Origin of the sequence: Nocardioides sp. (assembly GCF_025964975.1) — a bacterium.
Lineage (GTDB): Bacteria > Actinomycetota > Actinomycetes > Propionibacteriales > Nocardioidaceae > Nocardioides.
Map to the genome: position 1 here is coordinate 1 of NZ_JAOPXV010000064.1, position 18,147 is coordinate 18,147.

At 67.8% G+C, this 18,147-nt stretch carries 19 protein-coding genes; 17 read left to right on the forward strand and 2 right to left on the reverse strand.

Annotation, left to right across the window (positions count from 1 at the left end; genetic code table 11):
• From rpsQ to JWN68_RS04825, 15 genes are all read left to right on the forward strand, one after another.
• On the forward strand, positions 1 to 84 hold an 84-nt coding region (gene rpsQ, locus JWN68_RS04755; protein WP_297735497.1), incomplete at its 5' end, for a 30S ribosomal protein S17.
• Positions 85 to 198: 114 nt separating this feature from the next.
• Positions 199 to 567, forward strand: coding sequence for a 50S ribosomal protein L14 (gene rplN / locus JWN68_RS04760; protein WP_201938339.1), 369 nt, complete (start codon positions 199 to 201; stop codon positions 565 to 567).
• A 3-nt stretch (positions 568 to 570) separates the two neighbouring features.
• Entirely contained in the window at positions 571 to 921 is a 351-nt protein-coding gene (gene rplX, locus JWN68_RS04765; protein WP_297735451.1) for a 50S ribosomal protein L24, read from the forward strand.
• 1 nt (position 922) lies between these two features.
• Positions 923 to 1,495, forward strand: a complete 573-nt coding sequence (gene rplE, locus JWN68_RS04770; protein WP_297735454.1) for a 50S ribosomal protein L5 — start codon at positions 923 to 925, stop codon at positions 1,493 to 1,495.
• Between the two features lies 1 nt (position 1,496).
• Positions 1,497 to 1,682, forward strand: a complete 186-nt coding sequence (locus tag JWN68_RS04775; protein ID WP_010831721.1) for a type Z 30S ribosomal protein S14 — start codon at positions 1,497 to 1,499, stop codon at positions 1,680 to 1,682.
• An 88-nt stretch (positions 1,683 to 1,770) separates the two neighbouring features.
• Entirely contained in the window at positions 1,771 to 2,178 is a 408-nt protein-coding gene (rpsH, locus tag JWN68_RS04780; protein WP_297735459.1) for a 30S ribosomal protein S8, read from the forward strand.
• 33 nt (positions 2,179 to 2,211) lie between these two features.
• The gene (gene rplF / locus JWN68_RS04785) at positions 2,212 to 2,754 is read left to right on the forward strand and encodes a 50S ribosomal protein L6 (RefSeq protein WP_297735462.1); all 543 of its coding nucleotides are present in this window, start codon (positions 2,212 to 2,214) and stop codon (positions 2,752 to 2,754) included.
• 1 nt (position 2,755) lies between these two features.
• Positions 2,756 to 3,139 (forward strand): 50S ribosomal protein L18, encoded by a 384-nt coding sequence (gene rplR / locus JWN68_RS04790; RefSeq protein ID WP_297735465.1) that lies wholly within the window; start codon positions 2,756 to 2,758, stop codon positions 3,137 to 3,139.
• A 49-nt stretch (positions 3,140 to 3,188) separates the two neighbouring features.
• Positions 3,189 to 3,824 carry a 30S ribosomal protein S5 gene (gene rpsE / locus JWN68_RS04795; protein ID WP_297735468.1) on the forward strand — a complete coding sequence of 212 codons (636 nt, stop codon included), beginning with the start codon at positions 3,189 to 3,191 and terminating at the stop codon, positions 3,822 to 3,824.
• Positions 3,824 to 4,006, forward strand: a complete 183-nt coding sequence (gene rpmD, locus JWN68_RS04800; protein ID WP_297735471.1) for a 50S ribosomal protein L30 — start codon at positions 3,824 to 3,826, stop codon at positions 4,004 to 4,006. Before rpsE ends, rpmD begins: the two co-directional genes overlap by 1 nt.
• Positions 4,006 to 4,446, forward strand: coding sequence for a 50S ribosomal protein L15 (gene rplO / locus JWN68_RS04805; protein WP_297735474.1), 441 nt, complete (start codon positions 4,006 to 4,008; stop codon positions 4,444 to 4,446). Before rpmD ends, rplO begins: the two co-directional genes overlap by 1 nt.
• A 198-nt stretch (positions 4,447 to 4,644) precedes the next feature.
• Positions 4,645 to 5,940 carry a preprotein translocase subunit SecY gene (gene secY, locus JWN68_RS04810; RefSeq protein WP_297735477.1) on the forward strand — a complete coding sequence of 432 codons (1,296 nt, stop codon included), beginning with the start codon at positions 4,645 to 4,647 and terminating at the stop codon, positions 5,938 to 5,940.
• Between the two features lie 73 nt (positions 5,941 to 6,013).
• Positions 6,014 to 6,589 (forward strand): adenylate kinase, encoded by a 576-nt coding sequence (locus tag JWN68_RS04815; protein ID WP_297735479.1) that lies wholly within the window; start codon positions 6,014 to 6,016, stop codon positions 6,587 to 6,589.
• A 10-nt stretch (positions 6,590 to 6,599) separates the two neighbouring features.
• Positions 6,600 to 7,421: a type I methionyl aminopeptidase gene (map, locus tag JWN68_RS04820; protein WP_297735482.1), complete on the forward strand. Its 822-nt coding sequence runs from the start codon at positions 6,600 to 6,602 to the stop codon at positions 7,419 to 7,421.
• Between the two features lie 235 nt (positions 7,422 to 7,656).
• A complete protein-coding gene (locus JWN68_RS04825) occupies positions 7,657 to 8,679 on the forward strand; it encodes a TerC family protein (RefSeq protein WP_297735485.1) in 1,023 nt (340 codons plus the stop codon).
• Positions 8,680 to 8,739: 60 nt separating this feature from the next.
• On the opposite strand, the gene JWN68_RS04830 is transcribed toward JWN68_RS04825, so the two are convergent.
• Both JWN68_RS04830 and JWN68_RS04835 read right to left on the reverse strand, forming a co-directional pair.
• On the reverse strand, positions 8,740 to 10,131 hold the full coding sequence (locus JWN68_RS04830; protein ID WP_297735487.1) for a serine/threonine-protein kinase: 1,392 nt from the start codon (positions 10,129 to 10,131) through the stop codon (positions 8,740 to 8,742).
• A 7-nt stretch (positions 10,132 to 10,138) separates the two neighbouring features.
• Positions 10,139 to 11,362, reverse strand: coding sequence for an FHA domain-containing protein (locus JWN68_RS04835; RefSeq protein ID WP_297735489.1), 1,224 nt, complete (start codon positions 11,360 to 11,362; stop codon positions 10,139 to 10,141).
• Positions 11,363 to 11,561: 199 nt separating this feature from the next.
• On the opposite strand from JWN68_RS04835, the gene JWN68_RS04840 reads away from it, so the two are divergent.
• Both JWN68_RS04840 and JWN68_RS04845 read left to right on the forward strand, forming a co-directional pair.
• Positions 11,562 to 17,774, forward strand: coding sequence for an Ig-like domain-containing protein (locus JWN68_RS04840; protein ID WP_297735491.1), 6,213 nt, complete (start codon positions 11,562 to 11,564; stop codon positions 17,772 to 17,774).
• Between the two features lie 37 nt (positions 17,775 to 17,811).
• On the forward strand, positions 17,812 to 18,147 hold a 336-nt coding region (locus JWN68_RS04845; RefSeq protein WP_297735494.1), incomplete at its 3' end, for an AAA family ATPase.

Consider the following 18,147-nt stretch of genomic DNA (forward strand, 5'->3'; position numbering starts at 1 on the left):
GACCGCGTCATCATCATGGAGACGCGGCCGCTCTCGGCCACCAAGCGCTGGCGCCTCATCGAGGTCCTCGAGAAGGCCAAGTAGCACCTGCGTGACACCCGGCGCGGCTCCCCGCTGCGCCACCCCCACCCGATGAGTTCGGCCAGGCTCGCGATCCAGTGAGACCGCGAGAACCAGCTCGACAACCAGGAGAAACCAATGATCCAGCAGGAGTCGCGACTCAAGGTCGCCGACAACACCGGTGCAAAGGAAATCCTCTGCATCCGTGTTCTCGGTGGCTCGGGACGTCGCTACGCCGGCATCGGTGACGTCATCGTCGCCACCGTCAAGGACGCGATCCCCGGTGGCAACGTCAAGAAGGGCGACGTCGTCAAGGCCGTGGTCGTACGCACCGTCAAGGAGCGTCGGCGTGCAGACGGTTCCTACATCCGCTTCGACGAGAACGCCGCCGTGATCCTCAAGGCCGACGGGGAGCCCCGCGGCACCCGCATCTTCGGCCCCGTGGGTCGTGAGCTGCGCGAGAAGCGATTCATGAAGATCATCTCGCTCGCCCCCGAGGTGTTGTGAGAGATGGGTAAGGGCATGAACATCAAGAAGGGCGACACCGTCAAGGTCATCGCCGGCAAGGACAAGGGCGCCCAGGGCAAGGTCATCTCGGTGCTCCGCGAGGAGCAGCGCGTGATCGTCGAGGGTGTCAACCGCATCAAGCGGCACACCAAGGCTGTCCAGGGCGGCAACACCGGTGGGATCATCACCGCCGAGGCCCCCATCCACGTCAGCAACGTGATGCTCGTCGAGGGTGACGGCGTCACCCGCGTCAGCTTCCGCCGCGACGAGGTCACCAAGCGTCGCGCCGACGGTTCGACGTACCCCGCAGAGCGCAGCGTTCGCGTCTCGCGCAAGACCGGTAAGGAGATCTGAGATGGCTGAGACCACCCAGACCACCGAGATCCCCCGCCTCAAGGCCCGCTACCGCGCCGAGATCATCCCCGCGCTGCAGTCCGAGTTCGAGATCGCCAACATCATGCAGGTCCCCGGCCTGACCAAGATCGTGGTCAACATGGGTGTGGGCGAGGCTGCCCGCGACTCCAAGCTGATCGAAGGCGCCATCAAGGACCTCACCGCGATCACCGGCCAGAAGCCGTCGGTGACCAAGGCCCGCAAGTCGATCGCCCAGTTCAAGCTGCGTGAGGGCATGCCCATCGGTGCCCACGTCACGCTGCGCGGCGACCGCATGTGGGAGTTCCTCGACCGCCTGCTGTCCTTGGCGCTTCCTCGTATCCGCGACTTCCGCGGCCTCAGCGGCCAGCAGTTCGACGGTCGCGGCAACTACACCTTCGGTCTGACCGAGCAGGTCATGTTCCACGAGATCGACCAGGACAAGATCGACCGCTCGCGCGGCATGGACATCACGGTCGTCACGACCGCGACCAACGATGACGAGGGTCGCGCTCTGCTCAAGCAGCTCGGCTTCCCCTTCAAGGAGGAGAACTGACATGGCGAAGACTTCACTCAAGGTCAAGGCCGCCCGCAAGCCCAAGTTTGCGGTGCGTGGCTACACCCGCTGCCAGCGCTGCGGACGCCCCAAGGCCGTCTACCGCAAGTTCGGCCTGTGCCGGATCTGCCTGCGCGAGATGGCACACCGTGGCGAGCTGCCCGGCGTGACCAAGTCCTCCTGGTAACCGACCACTTCTTTCACTTCAAACGATCGCTGCAGGTCGCACCTGAGATGCAGGTGCGAAACCACGGTGGAGAAAGGGCCTCACGGCCATGACGATGACTGACCCGATCGCAGACATGCTCACGCGTCTGCGAAACGCCAACCAGGCGTACCACGACGAGGTGTCGATGCCTTTCAGCAAGATGAAGGCCGGCCTCGCCGAGATCCTCCAGCAGGAGGGTTACATCACGTCCTTCGACGTGAAGGAGCCTACTGAGAACGAGGTCGGCAAGACGCTGATCGTCACCCTCAAGTACGGCCGCAACCGCGAGCGCTCCATCGCCGGGGTCCGCCGCATCAGCAAGCCCGGTCTCCGGGTCTACGCCAAGAGCACGGGTCTTCCCAAGGTGCTCGGCGGGCTGGGTGTCGCGATCATCTCGACGAGCCAGGGCCTCCTGACCGACCGCCAGGCCAACCAGAAGGGCGTGGGCGGAGAAGTCCTCGCCTACGTCTGGTAATCCGGACTACAAGACCAGAAGGAGAAACGAAGCATGTCGCGTATTGGCAAGCTCCCCATCCCGGTCCCGTCCGGTGTCGATGTTGCCATCGACGAGGCGACGGTCACCGTCAAGGGCCCGAAGGGCACCTTGAGCCACACCGTGGCCAACCCGATCGTGGTCGAGAAGAACGACGACGGTGTCCTGGAGGTCAAGCGCCCGGACGACGATCGCGTCAGCCGCTCGCTGCACGGCCTGACCCGCACCCTGATCCACAACATGGTCGTGGGTGTCACCGACGGCTACGAGAAGAAGCTCGAGATCGTAGGCGTGGGTTACCGCGTCCTGCCCAAGGGCCCCACGCAGCTCGAGTTCCAGCTCGGCTACTCCCACTCGATCGTGTTCGACGCGCCCGAGGGCATCACCTTCACCACTGAGGGCCCGACCAAGCTCGGCGTCGTCGGCATCGACAAGCAGCTCGTCGGTGAGGTCGCAGCGAAGATCCGCAAGCTGCGCAAGCCGGAGCCCTACAAGGGCAAGGGCGTTCGTTACTCCGGCGAGCACATCCGCCGCAAGGTCGGAAAGGCCGGTAAGTGACATGGCGATTTCACTGTCAAACAACAAGCACACCGCTGGTCGCGTCAAGTCGCGTCTGCGTCGTCAGGTCCGTGGCCGCAAGCGCGTCTCCGGCACTGCCGAGCGTCCGCGCCTGGTCGTGACCAAGTCGGCCAAGCACTTGTCCGTCCAGGTCGTCGACGACCTGCAGGGTGCGACCCTGGCCTACGCCTCCACGATGGAGGCCGACGTTCGGGGCACCGAAGGTGACAAGACCGCCAAGGCCGTCAAGGTCGGTGAGCTCGTTGCCGAGCGCGCCAAGGCCGCTGGCATCGACGCGGTCGTCTTCGACCGCGCCGGCAACAAATACCACGGTCGCATCGCGGCCCTTGCGGACGCCGCCCGTGAGGGCGGACTGTCCTTCTGATCGCTAGTCAACGCGGTAAGAGAGAGAACTTAGATATGGAGCACATCTCATGAGCGGAGCCCAGCGCGGACAGCGCAGCGGTGGCTCGGGCGACCGTCGTCAGCGCGACGACCGTCGCGGTGGCGGACCCGAAAAGTCCGTCTACATCGAGCGCGTCGTAGCGATCAACCGAGTCGCCAAGGTCGTCAAGGGTGGACGTCGCTTCAGCTTCACCGCCCTGGTCATCGTCGGAGACGGCGACGGCATGGTCGGAGTCGGCTACGGCAAGGCCAAGGAGGTGCCTGCGGCGATCGCCAAGGGTGTCGAGGAGGCGAAGAAGAGCTTCTTCCGCGTCCCCCGCATCCAGGGCACCATCCCGCACCCGGTCCAGGGCGAGAAGGCGGCAGGCGTCGTCCTGCTCCGTCCAGCGTCCCCCGGTACCGGCGTCATCGCCGGTGGCCCGGTGCGCGCCGTGCTCGAGTGCGCCGGCATCCACGACGTCCTCAGCAAGTCGCTGGGCTCGTCGAACCAGATCAACATCGTCCACGCGACTGTCGCGGCGCTGAAGATGCTCGAGGAGCCCGAAGCCGTGGCTGCTCGTCGCGGTCTCACCGTCGAGCAGGTCACCCCGGCCGCGATCCTCAAGGCTCGCGAAGCCGGTCGGGCCGAAGCCGCAGCGGCTGCTGCCTCGGGGGTGTCCTCCTGATGGCACAGCTCAAAGTCCAGCAACTGAAGTCCACGATCGGCTGCAAGGCCAACCAGCGCGACACGATGCGATCGCTCGGTCTCAAGCGCATTGGTGACGTGGTCGTCAAGGAGGACCGCCCGGAGATCCGCGGCATGGTCCAGACCGTCCGTCACCTGGTGACGGTCGAGGAGGTCGACTGATGACGCTCAAACTGCATCACCTGCGCCCGGCGCCCGGCGCCAAGACTGCCAAGACCCGCGTGGGTCGTGGTGAGGGCTCCAAGGGCAAGACGGCCGGACGTGGCACCAAGGGCACCAAGGCCCGCTACCAGGTCCCGGTCGCCTTCGAGGGTGGCCAGATGCCCATCCACATGCGCCTGCCCAAGCTCAAGGGCTTCCGCAACCCGTTCAAGGTGGAGTTCCAGGTCGTCAACCTCGACAAGCTGAGCGCCCTGTTCCCCGAGGGTGGACAGATCACCATCGAGGACCTGATCGCCAAGGGTGCCGTCCGCAAGGGCCACCCCGTCAAGGTGCTCGGCCTGGGCGAGATCTCGGTCGCCGTCCAGCTCAGCGTCAACGCGTTCTCGGGCTCCGCCAAGGAGAAGATCGAGTCCGCTGGCGGCACCATCACGGTGGTCTGAGGACCATCACCCAGCATCAGTAGAACGCGGCCCGGTCGAACAGTGGGAACTGTCCGGCCGGGTTTGCGCGTTCACCGGGGAAGGCCGACGCTTTCCACACTGTTAGGCTTCCCCGGGCCCTCATGGAGGTAGTCCCAAGGGTTTCATCGCCGAGGCAGGCCCACTGCTGCGTCGGCAACGTCCACGAAAGAGGATCCTGTGCTCAGCGCGTTCGCAAACGCTTTCCGCACGCCGGACCTGCGGCGCAAGCTGCTGTTCGTCCTGCTGATCGTCATGGTCTTCCGGCTCGGCTCGCAAGTGCCGACCCCTGGTGTCAATGTCGCCAACGTCCGGTCATGCATCAACAACGTCGAGGACAGCGGGCTCTACCAGCTCGTCAACCTGTTCTCGGGCGGTGCCTTGCTCCAGCTCACGATCTTCGCGCTGGGGATCATGCCCTACATCACCGCGAGCATCATCCTCCAGCTGCTCGTCGTGGTGATCCCGCGACTCGAGGCACTGAAGAAGGAGGGCCAGTCGGGGCAGACCAAGATCACCCAGTACACCCGCTACCTCACCCTCGGCCTCGCGCTCCTGCAGGCGACCGGCATCGTGGCGCTCGCGCGCTCGGGCAACCTCCTCCAGGGTTGTGAGCTCGACCTGTTGCACAGCAACAGCACCTCGACCTTCCTCACGATGGTCATCACCATGACGGCCGGCACGGCCGTCATCATGTGGCTCGGCGAGCTCATCACCGACCGCGGCATCGGCAACGGCATGTCGATCCTGATCTTCACCCAGGTCGTCGCCACCTTCCCGGCCTCTCTCTGGACCGTCCAGCAGACCGAAGGCCCGTGGGTCTTCGGCATCGTGATGCTGATCGGGCTGACCCTCGTCGCCGCCGTCATCTTCATCGAGCAGGCGCAGCGGCGCATCCCGGTGCAGTACGCCCGACGCATGGTCGGCCGTAAGATGTTCGGCGGCTCCTCGACGTACATCCCCCTCAAGGTCAACCAGGCCGGCATCATCCCGGTCATCTTCGCCAGCTCGCTGCTCTACCTTCCGGCGATGGCGGTGCAGTTCAACCAGACGAGCAGCTCGCCGGTGCTGAACTTCATCGACAAGTACCTCGTCGGCGGCGACCACCCGCTCTACATGGCGGTCTACTTCCTGCTCATCATCTTCTTCACCTACTTCTATGTCTCCATCACCTTCAACCCCGAAGAGGTGGCGGACAACATGAAGAAGTACGGCGGGTTCATCCCCGGGATCCGCGCCGGCAGGCCGACCGAGGACTACCTCGCCTACGTGTTGTCGCGGATCACCTTCCCCGGCGCGCTCTATCTCGGGGCGATCTCCATCATCCCGCTGATAGCCATCGTGCTGGTCGGCGCGAACCAGAGCTTCCCCTTCGGCGGCACCTCGATCCTGATCATGGTCGGCGTCGCGCTGGACACGGTCAAGCAGATCGAGAGCCAGCTGCAGCAGCGAAACTACGAAGGGTTCCTGCGCTGATGCACCCCACGAAGTTCTTTGACTTTCCCGCTTCGCTCCTCCGTCCGACAACTCCGTGGGGACCCCGCACAAGATGAGGCTGATCATGATGGGCCCGCCCGGCGCGGGAAAGGGCACGCAGGCGACGTTCATCGCCGAGCACTTCGGCATCCCTGCCGTCTCCACCGGCGACATCTTCCGGGCCAACGTCTCGCGGGGCACCGCGCTGGGCGTCAAGGCCAAGGAATACATGGATGCGGGGGAGTACGTCCCGGACGAGGTCACCAACGAGATGGTGCGCAACCGGATCCAGGAGCCCGACGCCGACAAGGGGTTCCTGCTGGACGGCTATCCCCGGACGCTGGCCCAGGTCGAGGAGCTCGACACCATGATCAAGTCCACCGGTCACGCGCTCGACGCGGTCGTCGTCCTGACCGTGGACCAGGACGAGGTCGTCGAGCGTCTGCTGCAGCGAGCCCTCATCGACGGTCGGACCGACGACACCGGCGACGTCATCCGGCGGCGGCAAGAACTCTACGGCGAGGAGACCGCGCCCCTGATCGAGGTCTACCGCGATCGTGGCCTGCTCATCGAGGTCGACGGGATGGGGCAGGTGGAGGACGTCACCCAGCGCATCTTCGACGCCCTCGACGTCGTGCCCCAGAGCTGAAGCCCGGTCGGTGTTCAGCAACCGCGGCCTGGAGATCAAGAACCCGGCCCAGATCGACAAGATGCGCGTCGCCGGGCTGCTGGTCGGCGAGACGCTCGAGCTGTTGCGGGGCTCGGCGCGTCCCGGTATGACCACGGGGGAGCTCGACGAGATCGCGGAGACCAACATCCGGGCGCACGGCGGCATCCCGTCGTTCAAGGGCTACAGCCAGCCGCCCTTTCCCGCCACCATCTGCGCGTCGGTCAACGACGAGGTGGTGCACGGTATCCCGGGCGCCAGGACCCTGCAGGACGGCGACATCATCTCCATCGACTGCGGCGCCATCGTCGACGGCTGGCACGGTGACGCCGCCATCACGGTCGCCATCGGCGAGGTAGCCGCGGAGGTCACCGAGCTGCTCCGCGTGACCGAGGAGGCCCTGTGGCAGGGCATGGTGGCGGCTCGGCTCGGTGGGCGGGTCAGCGACATCTCCCACGCCGTCGAGCGTCACGTGCGCAGCCAGGGCGCCTACGGCATCCTCGAGGACTACACCGGGCACGGCATCGGCAGCGAGATGCATATGGCGCCCAACGTTCCCAACGTGGGGAAGCCGGGCAAGGGCGCCACGCTGGTCGAGGGCCTCGCCCTGGCCGTCGAGCCGATGGTGACCCTGGGCACGAAGGAGACCGATCTTCTCGACGACGAATGGACCGTGACGACGGCCGACGGATCTATGGCCGCGCACTTCGAGCACACCTTCACCCTCACGCCTGCGGGAGCGTGGGTGCTGACCGCCGTCGACGGCGGTGCCGCCCGACTGTCCCAGCTCGGAGTCCCCTTCGGCGGTCGGTGAGCGGGTCCGCTCCGCGTCGCGGTTCGCCCAGGTGCGGACGCTCGTGTCAGACTGGCTTGTCAGGAGGGGAGTATTCCCCCGTGATGGTGTCGTCAGTACGGAGCAGGCGCGAGCCCGCACCCGGTGCCATCGGTTCGCGCCAGCGGCGTTGAGCGGAAGAGACCTCCGACACGGCCGCTCTGCGCGGTGTCGGTGTCCGTACCTTTCCCCCTTCTCTTCTCCTAGGAGCAATCCCGTGGACGTACCCACCTGGGTCTGGATCGCCACCGGCGTGGCGACCATCGCCGTCTTCACCTTCGACCTCGCAGTGGTCGGGCGTCGGCCGCACGAGCCGAGCATGAAGGAGTGCGCGACCTACCTCTCGATCTACGTCGGGATGGCGCTGGTCTTCGGGCTGGGGGTCTGGTTCACCTCCGGTGGGACGTACGCCCTGGAGTTCTACTCCGGCTGGCTCGTCGAGTACTCCCTCTCGATCGACAACCTCTTCATCTTCATCATCATCATGGCGAAGTTCGCGGTCCCGCGAGAGCTCCAGCAGTACGCCCTGATGGTGGGCATCGTGATGGCGCTCCTGATGCGGGCGATCTTCATCGCCGTCGGAGCGGCGGCGATCGAGAACTTCAGCTGGGTCTTCTACCTCTTCGGCCTCTTCCTGATCTACACCGCCGTCAAGCTGGCCAAGGAGGGCGGCGAGGACGAGGACGAGTACGAGGAGAACAAGCTCGTGCTCTTCGTCGAGAAGCGCTTCCCCGCGACCAAGGCATGGGACGGCCGCAAGATCTTCACCGCCGAGAACGGCAAGCGGATGATCACGCCGATGTTCATCGTGATCCTGACCCTCGGGACCACCGACCTGCTCTTCGCGCTGGACTCCATCCCGGCCATCTTCGGGATCACGAAGGAGCCCTACCTGGTGCTCACGGCCAACATCTTCGCCCTGATGGGCCTGCGCCAGCTGTACTTCCTCATCGGCGGCCTGCTCCAGCGCCTGATCTACCTGTCCTACGGCCTGGCCTTCCTGCTGGCCTTCATCGGCGTGAAGCTCATCCTGCACGCGATGCACGAGAACGAGCTGCCGTTCATCAACGGCGGTGAGCACATCCAGTGGGCGCCAGAGATCCCGATCTGGCTGTCCCTGGTCGTCATCGTCGGCACCCTCGTCGTCACGGCCGTGGTCTCGCTGTGGGCGTCGAGCCGGATGACCCCGGACGAGCAGGACGCTGCCAGCGGCCCGCGCCGCGACTGGGAGGACGACTAGGCGCTGGCTACGGCTGGCGGCGACGCGCGGCTGGTCGGCGTACGCGCGGGAGCGTGCTGATCAGGGCACGCACCTGTAGGAGGTCGGAGACTCGTCTGGGCCCCGCACCTGTCGGACCTCGAGGCACACCTCGCTCGCGCTCTCGAACCGCGCAGAGAGCTTACGCGTGCGTTCGAAGCCGTCGACGTCGGTCTGCTGCCAGACCCACGTGTCACCCGGCTCGACCCCGTCCTGGCCGTCCCAGCGGAAGACGACCGTGTTGCCGGTGCGCTCCCCGCTGAGGGTCGGCGGCTTGGTCAAGGAGTCGACGAGCAACGGGGACGGCGTGTCGGTCGTGGGGGTGGGCGTCGGCTGAGGGTCGTCGCGACCACCGTCGGTGAAGATGAGCCCCCCGATCAGGAGGGCCGCTGCGACCAGGCCGATCACGGCCCAGACGAGGGCTGGGGTGCCCTTCTCCGGGGCGACCTCGGGCTCGCTCTGCGCGGTGGAGATCCGGCGGGGGGCGGAGGCGGAGATCACCGTGACCGCCTTCATCACCGTCCTGTCCTCCTCGGGCTCGGGGCGAGTGGCCCGGACCGAGGAGTCGGGACGGTCGCCCTCGACTGCCACGGCGGTCCGCGACCAGTTGGCCGCGGTCTCGATCTGCTGCAGGCTCCGCGCGAGCTCGAGTGCGCTCTGCGGGCGATGGGCCGGGTTCTTGGCCAGGCACTGCTGCAGGAGTCGGTCCAGCGCCGGCGGCACGTCGGATCGTTGAGTGGCCGGTGGGGCGGCGTGCAGGATGCGGGCGCTCAGCGCGCGGGTCGAGTTGTCACCTGCCGGGATGGAGAACGGCGACCGGCCGACCAACAGGTGCCAGATCGTGGCGCCGAGGGAGTAGACGTCGGAGGCGACCGAGCCGTTGGACCGGCCGTCGAGCAGCTCCGGCGGCGACCACGGGTAGGAGATCCGCACGTCGCTCTCACCAGCGACGTCGGCGATGTGGCCGGCGATCCCGAAGTCGGTGAGCGCGGGCTCGTGATAGGTCGTGACCAGCACGTTGCTCGGCTTGATGTCGCGGTGCAGGATGCCGGACCGGTGAGCCGTCTCGATGGCGCTGGCCAGCTTGATGCCGGTGCTGACGGCGTCCACGACCGCCATCGGGTTGGAGCGCACGCGCATGCCCAGGTCGGGCGGGGGGCAGTAGCGCATCACGAGGTAGGGCCGTACGCCTTCGAGCGTGACGCCTGCAGTGATCACCGAGACGATGTAGGGGTGGTCGGCCAGACGGGCCATGGCGTTTGCCTCGGCCGTGAAGAGCTGCTTCTCCCTGTCGTTGAGGGGGACATCGGGACGCACCACCTTGACGGCGACACGCTGGCGGGGCCACTGCTGCTCGTAGAGGAACACGTCGGCGAAACCGCCACTGCCGAGGTGCTCGACGAACATGAAGCCAGCGATGACGGGTGCGCTCATCGGGCACTCACCGCGGCACCACCGGGCCGACCTCGAAACGGACCTCGTAGACCTCGGCAAGGTCCAGGCTGGCTCCCGGCTCGAGCACGTAGGCCTCGCCGGAGCGCATCTGTTCGGGGACGCGGCCTGGCATGGTGAGCATGGTGCCACCTCGCGAGTCGAGGTCTCGCGCCAGCACCAGCCAACCGTCGAGCTCGATGTGAAGGTGCATCCGTGAGACGAAGGTGTGGTCGGCGGGCAGGTGCACCAGGTGGGGCCAGTCGGTGCTGTCCTCGAGTGGTGCCGGCTTGCGGCCGAGCACGACGCCGCGGTCGAGCGGGACCACCTCGCCGGTCGGCAGGCGAAGACCCCCCAGCGGCGGGCGCGGCACCCGGCGCGGCTCCTGGGGGGCGACCGGCTGGCGGCAGATCCGGCACATCCTGCTGTCGGCGGGGGTGAGGTGCCCCGAGGAGCAGCTGATCGCCAGCACCGTGTCGGTGGCGCCGTGCCGCAGGTGCGAGGCGAGGTCGGGTCGGTGGACCGTGGACCCGTCGTGGTCGTCGATCCCCTCCGAGCCGTCGGCCGCCTGCTCCTGCGGGGGGTGGATCGTGGCGTGGGTCCCCTCGTAGACCCGCTCGACGAAGCCGGGGTCGGGCTCGGTGGTGTCCGTCAGGGAACCGGTGTCGGCGGACGGCTCGAGGTCGCGGTCAGCTCCCCCTGGCGAGCCTCGACGACGCGGACGGAGAGGCGGGCCGTCGGGTCCGGTGGCGGCCAGGATGGCCTCGGGGATGCCGTCGATCAGGAGCCCGCCCGGAGGCGGCGGGGGTGCGCTGGCGATGGGCGGGGGCACGGACTTGTGTGCGAGTGGCTTCAGGGTCGCTCGTGCGGCGGACACCACGCCCCCGGTCAGGCGACGCATCCGAGGCGGCGATGCGAGGTCGGCGCCGCCGTCCAGGGAGAGGATCCGGTCCGCACCCGAGATGCGGACGTGACCGCGCCCGCGTGAGATGAACGTCGAGGCGCCGCCGGCCAGGTCGACGACGGCCAGCGCGGGGGGCTCGCCGCCGAAGGCCCTCTCCACGATGGCCAGGACCCGCTCGGTCGTCGACGCATCGCTCGCGGCACTCTCCGAGAGCACGGCCCACAGCTCGTCCAGGACGTCGTCGTCGCCCGGGTCGGTCACGAGCACCCAATGGCCACCGGCCCCGAGGAGGACGCCGTCGCCGGGGACATAGCTGGTCTCCACGACCATGCCGGCCTCCTCTCCCCGGCCAGCGGCCACCCGGCCCATAGTGTCGCCCTCGTCGCTGATGAAGTGCCACTCTGTCTCAACTTGTCTTGAAGCGCACACCTACATACGCTCCACGTGCGATGTTCGGGTGTCGAGACGTTGCGTGTTCAGGGGGACTGAAGTGGGGCGCACGGGTTTCGTCGCACGGCACAGGGTCGCCGTGGCGTCCAACACCGCCCTCCTGCTGGCCGCCGGAGCGGTGATCGCCTACGCCGTTGCGGCGGACGGCTACCAGGCCCACGAGGCGCAGCTCAACGATGGCGGCATCTGGGTCGTCAACGGGGACAGTGGGATCTACGGCCGGATCAACAAGCCCATCAACCAGCTCGACACGAGCGTCCTGAGCGACGGTGGTGAGGACCGGCCCCTCGACGTCGTCCAGGACGGCGCCGTCGTCGTCGCGGTCGACCGCAAGGCCAGCACCGCCCAGGTCATCGATCCGTTCTCGTCCAAGCTGGACCCTGCCGCGAAGGTCTCCATCCCGTCCGAGGGCGACCAGCAGGCCGCAGGTGGCACGTTCGCCTCGCTCGATCCCGAGACCGGCGACGTCTGGGCCGTGCAGCTCGACCCGCAGCGCGGACGCCCAGTGATCACCTCGCTCGACTCCCAGTCCGACCCGCTGGCGTCCGTCGGTGAGGGTGCGGCGCTGGCGGTCAGCCAGTCCGGCAGCCTCATCGCCACCTCCGCCGAGGAGGGCACCGTCACCTACGTGGTGCCGGCCGGCGACGGCTTCGCCAAGCCCCGCACGGAGGATCTTCCGGCCGCGGCCGGCGCACCGAGCGCCGTGACCGCCGTCGGCGACGAGGTCGTCACCTTCGACGCAGCCACCGGTCAGCTGAGCGTGATCGGCGGGGCCAGCGCGACGCTGCCCCTCGACGCCGTGCTGCAGCAGCCGGGCCCGGCGGCTGACTCGGTCCTGGTGGCCACCCACGACCAGCTGATGGACGTCGACCTCTCGACCGGCACGGCCGTCGTGGTCACGGACGGGCTCGACGGGAAGCCGGCCGAACCGGTGCGTCTCGGAGCCTGCTCGTACGCCGCCTGGTCCCGCGGAGACGGGGAGGTTGCCGTCCGCTGCGGCGACGACGAGGCCGAGACCACCGACCTCGGCGGAGACGCGAGCGAGCTGACGTTCCGCCTCAACCGCGGCGAGATCGTGCTCAACGACAACAACAGCGGCGCGGTGTGGGACATCGACGCCCCCGAACCCAAGCGGATCGACAACTGGAACGCCTTCACCAGCAGCAAGCAGGTGCAGGACGAGGACAAGAAGAGCGAGGAGCAGACCTCGGGGGACCGCACTCCGCCCAAGGCGCAGCCCGATGAGTACGGCGCCCGCGCCGGCCGCACGACGATCCTGCACCCGCTCGACAACGACTCGGCGCCGCAAGGCCGGCTGCTGAGCATCATCGACGTCGCCCAGCCGACCGGCGGAGCGTCGGCCCAGATCAGTCCCGACGGCCAGACGATCGTCCTGAAGGTGCCCGCCCAAGCCCGCAACACCTCGTTCGACTACACGATCGACGACGGCCGCAGCAACTTCACCGCCCATGCGCCCGTCACCATCAAGGTCCGCGGCGACGCCCAGAACGAGCAACCGTCGCTGCGGGAGGGCTTCGAGTCGCGACGGTGGCAGGTGCCGGCCGAGGGCTCCCTGACCGTGCCGGTGCTCTCGGACTGGCGCGATGACACCGATGGCGACGCGCTCGTCCTCGACAGTGCGGTCGCGCTCGGCGTGGGCGAATCGGGTGCCTCCGCTCGCACCACCTCGGACGGGCGGGTCCGGTTCACCGGCTCCAGCGAGGGCGGCGAGACGGTCCAGGTCGAGGTCACTGTCAGCGACGGCCGGTCGGCCCCCGTCCCGCAGACGCTGACCTTCGAGGTGCAGGAGAAGTCCGACCGCAAGAAGATCCCCGCCAGCGCGGAGCCGGACGTCGTGCGTGGTGAGGTCGGAACGCCGATCAAGATCCGACCGCTGCTCAACGACCTGCCCGGGTCTGATCCGAGCACGCCCTATGCCGATCTGGCGCTGGGAGGGAAGATCCCGGCCCAGCCGGGCGCCACCATCAGGACCGACCTGGAGAGCGGAATCATCACCTTCGTCGGTGAACGCCCCGGGACCTACTTCCTGGACTACGAGGCGGCCTTCGGCTTCGCCGAGCTGGATCGCGAGACCGTCCGCATCGACGTGCTCCCCGCGCCCAAGACCCTTGGCGACCCGGTCACCATGCCGGACACCCTGACCGTCTACGGCCAGGCCGCAGGAGTCGTCGATGTGCTGTCCAACGACCTGGACCCGGCCGGCGGGCTGCTCGTGGTGCAGCGCGCGTTCGCCGACAACCCCGATGTCGACGTCGCCGTCATCGACGGCCGCTGGCTGCGGATCTCCGCGCCCCAAGGACGACTGTCGCCCAACCCGCAGATGGTGCGCTACACAGTCAGCAACGGTGCCACCTCCGGCATCGAAGGGGAGGTCTCCGTCAGTCACCGCCCGGTCCCGGGGGACAACACGCCGGTGACGACCGTCGACCGCGTGCACGTGCGTGGCGGCAGCCCCGTCACCGTGCCCGTGCTCGACAACGACATCGCCCCTTCCGGCGATCGACTGACCCTCGTGAGCGACACCCTGCAGGGCGTGCCCGGCGAGCTGAAGGTCGACGTGCCGGCAGATGTCAAGGGCGACGTCGGCACGGCCCTGGTCTCGGGTCGGAGCGTGCGCTACATCGCTCCTGACCTCGAGGAGCGCGACTCGTTCCGGGTCAACTACCTGGCGCAGTCCAGCACCGGCGAGATCGCCGACGGCACCCTCGTCGTCATCATCACGCCCCGTGAGGATCCCAACACCGCGCCCGAGCCACCCACGTTGGAGGGGCGCGCCGTGGGCGGTGCCACCATCAAGGTCCGGCTACCCGGCAGCGGGGTCGACCCCGAAGGTGACCCGGTGACGGTGGCGGGCCTCATCTCGGCACCCAAGCACGGTCGCGTCCTGTCCTACGGTGGCAACTTCCTCGAATACCAGGCCTACCCACGCGCCACCGGCACCGACGAGTTCGAGTACTCCGTCGTCGACAGCCGGGGTGGTCTTGCCACCGGTCTGGTCCGGGTGGCTGTCGTCCCTCCGGGCTCGCCCCAGCCTCCGTTGGCCGTCGCCGACCAGCTCATGGTGGAGGCGGGCCGCACCGCCGTGTTCGACCCGCTGGGCAACGACTTCATCGCTCCGGGCGATGAGGTCGAGATCACCCTCGTCGACCCGCCGGAGGGAGTCACCCTCGACCCGGACACCGACCTGGTGTCCGTACCAGCGCCGGAGGAGACGAACGCCGCCTCGTCGGCCATCGTCTACTCGATCACCAACGGGATCGACGTCTCGCTGGCCACCCTGAAGGTCGAGACGGCCCGCGAGTACGAGAACCCACCCGTGGTCTACGACGCCTTCGGGCGGACCACCGACAGCGGCGGCGTCTCGGTCGACGTCCTCGAGGGCGCCTACGACCCGGACGGGGACACCTCGCAACTGACGGTGACCCAGGTCTACGGCACCGAGGGCAACCCGACGATCGAGGACGACAAGCGCACGATCAGGGTCAACCGCGGACCCAACCCCATCGTCGTGCCGTTCCGGGTCGAGGACACCAACGGCGCGGCCGCGACCGCGTCCCTCTACGTTCCTCCCACTGGCACCGGCATTCCCTACGTCAAGCCGGACGCGCTGATCGAGCTGGAGGAGGGCGGTAGCGCAGAGGGCAGGCTCTCGGACTTCATCATCAACCCGTCGGGCAACTCGCTGCGGCTGACCGGGGGCAGCGCAGTGTCTGCGTCCCCTCCGAACGACCTGAAGCCGGCACGCGTGGGCGACGACGGTTTCAAGATCTCCGCCCGTGACGGCTACCGGGGGCCGGGTGCGCTGCTGCTCGAGGTGACGACGGCGACCAACGCGGCCGGCAACGAGGACCCCCAGGACCCGACCGACGGCTTCACCGCGCTGCTCTCGATCCCGGTCCAGGTCGGCGATGACCTGCCGGTGCTGGCGTGTCCAGAGGCCACCATCCCCATCTCCGCAGGTGAGTCCAAGGACCTCGACATCGGCGCCCTGTGCCACGTGTGGACCCCCGACCCGGCGGACGAGGCCGCCCTTGTCTACGAGGGCGCCTGGACCCAGGAGGTCGAGGATCTCAGCGTTGACGGCAACGGGACCCAGGTCCTGCGGGTCACCGCCGCCGACAACGCCGACCGCGGCGGGGTGGCCGCACTCTCGATCACGGCGGGGGGCAGTGCACCCTCCGAGATCAGGTTCCGGCTCGACAACCCGCCACCTCCCAGCATGCTGCCGATTCCTCCCGAGAACCTCGAGGCGGGCCAGAGTCGGGAGCTCAACCTCGCGCGCTTCCTCAAGCCGGGCGTCGCCGAACCGAACCCGGCCGTCGTCTCGATCGAGGTCCTGAGCGGTGCTGGCGTCTCGGCGAGCAAGAGCGGGTCCAGCGTCACCCTGCGTGCGTCCGACGAGGCCAGGGGCAGGGCCGTCTTCCGTGTGGTCATGAGCGACGTGGACGAGTCGTCGCCGGCGCCGGGTCGGCGCGCCGAGGGGCGCCTTGAGGTCACCCTCGCGGGCGTCCCCGGCCAGCCCGGCACGCCGTACAAGCGGGAGAACGAGGAGAAGGGCGTCGCCCGCCTCAGCTGGTTCGCACCGGAGGACGACGGCGGGTCACCGATCACCCACTACGTCCTCAAGGAGACGCGGACCAACGACGAGATCAGGTGCCGCACCAACGTCTGTGACTACCGCGGCCTGAAGGACGGGAAGAAGTACAACTTCCGGGTGGCGGCAGTGAACAAGGTCGGCACCGGGGCGTTCAGCGACCTCTCGCTGACAGCGTTCGCCGACACGAAGCCGGGGCGTGTCGCCGACATCAAGATGGTGGCCAGGGGGGACCACACCGTCACCGTCGGCTGGACGCCGCCCGAGAGCAGCACGCCGATCGAGGCCTACATGATCAGCTGGCAGGGCGGGAAACCCGTCACGCTCGCCGGCACGAGCACGTCCCATGTCGTCGACGGGCTGGACAACAACCGGACCTATGTCTTCTCGGTCGAGGCAAAGAACAGCGTCGGCTGGTCGCCTCCCCGCCTGTCCGCGCCGTTCCAGTCGATCGGGACGCCGGTTGCTCCCGCGAATCTCGAGGTGCTCGACCGGCAGAGCGGCGTCCAGTCCACGGATCTCAACGCGAGCTGGACGGCAACCGCGGCGGAGGGCCCCGGCGCCACCTTGTATTCGTTGTCGTACAGCGCCAACGGCGGACCGATCACCCCGGTGCCCGGCTGTGGGCGCATCGAGGCGACGACCTGCACGCACTCGGGCGTCGTCTACGACGGCACCAACTACAGCTACTACGTGCAGGCCCACAACGAGCAGAACACGTCCGTCATGAGCATCCCCTTCGCCTTCGACGCGACAGGCAAACCCGCCAACTGGGGCGCGTGGTCCCTGGGGTCGACTGGCCAGGACTCACAGTTGCAGGTCGTCGCAACAGCTCCCGAGCCGCGCGGTGAAGTGGCCAGGGCCGCGATCCTCGTCGGGGGGCAGGTCGTGTGGGAGCTGGCCCTTCGGCCCGGCGCCATCATCAACGAAATGGTGTCGACGCCGAGCAACGAAGCGGTCTACCCCGTCCAACTGCGTATGTGTAACGAGCACGCGGCCCGCGTCGGGTGCAGCTTCTCGGACGTGAAATCGGTGCAGTCCTACGGACCGCTACGCAGTAGTCATCTCAACCCGCTCACCGCGTCTGTGAGCGGTCTCACCGTGACCTGGACGATCAGCGGGACGTCGAACGGTGACCCGGCCTCCGTCGGCATCAGTATCGACGGAGGGATCGAGGAAGTGCGGCCGCAGTCGGCCACGGGAGCCTTCTCCTTCACCCACACGGTGACCGTCGCCGACTACAACACCCCGACCACCATCCGCGTGCGCCTCTTCGACGACAACCCAACCAGCCGGGGCGAGGGCATCGCCTATGGGCAGACCGACTCCGGCGATCCACCACCGCCGACCGTCTCGCTCGTGCGAGGACCGCAGTGCTCCGACAACGACGACGACGCATGGCCCGACTGTCAGCGCAGCGGCGGCGGCGTGGCAGACCTCGATCCGCAGTGCGGCGGCAACACCTGCTTCCGAGTCCATTTCCAGACCGCTGGGTGGCGGGCGGGATTCAGCTGCCGCATCGGCGACGCCACGACCATCAAGTGGTTCACGACGGAAAACAAGAGTTTCGACCCAGCCGACGGCCTGAAGACGACCGACTGGTACTTCGGAGAGGGCTATGTCCAGGTCACGTGCTCGAACTCCAAACAGTCCGCCACTGGCGGAGAGAGCTGGTGAGCACACCCGTGTCCCGACCCCCCTCACGAGGAGCAGCATGACGATCTCGCACGAGCAGGCCGACTGGTTCAAGCAGACCTTTGACCAGCTGACCGACAACATGGAGAAGGCGGTGCTGGGCAAGCGCCACGTCGTCCGGCTCGCGCTGACCTGCCTGCTCTCCGAGGGCCACATCCTGCTCGAGGACTTCCCCGGGACCGGGAAGACGATGCTGGCGCGCGCGCTGGCCAACACCGTCCAGGGCTCGCACGCGCGCATCCAGTTCACCCCCGACCTGCTTCCCTCGGACGTCACCGGCGTCACGGTCTACGACCAGCACAAGGGCACCTTCGAGTTCCACCCCGGTCCGATCTTCCACACGATCGTGCTGGCC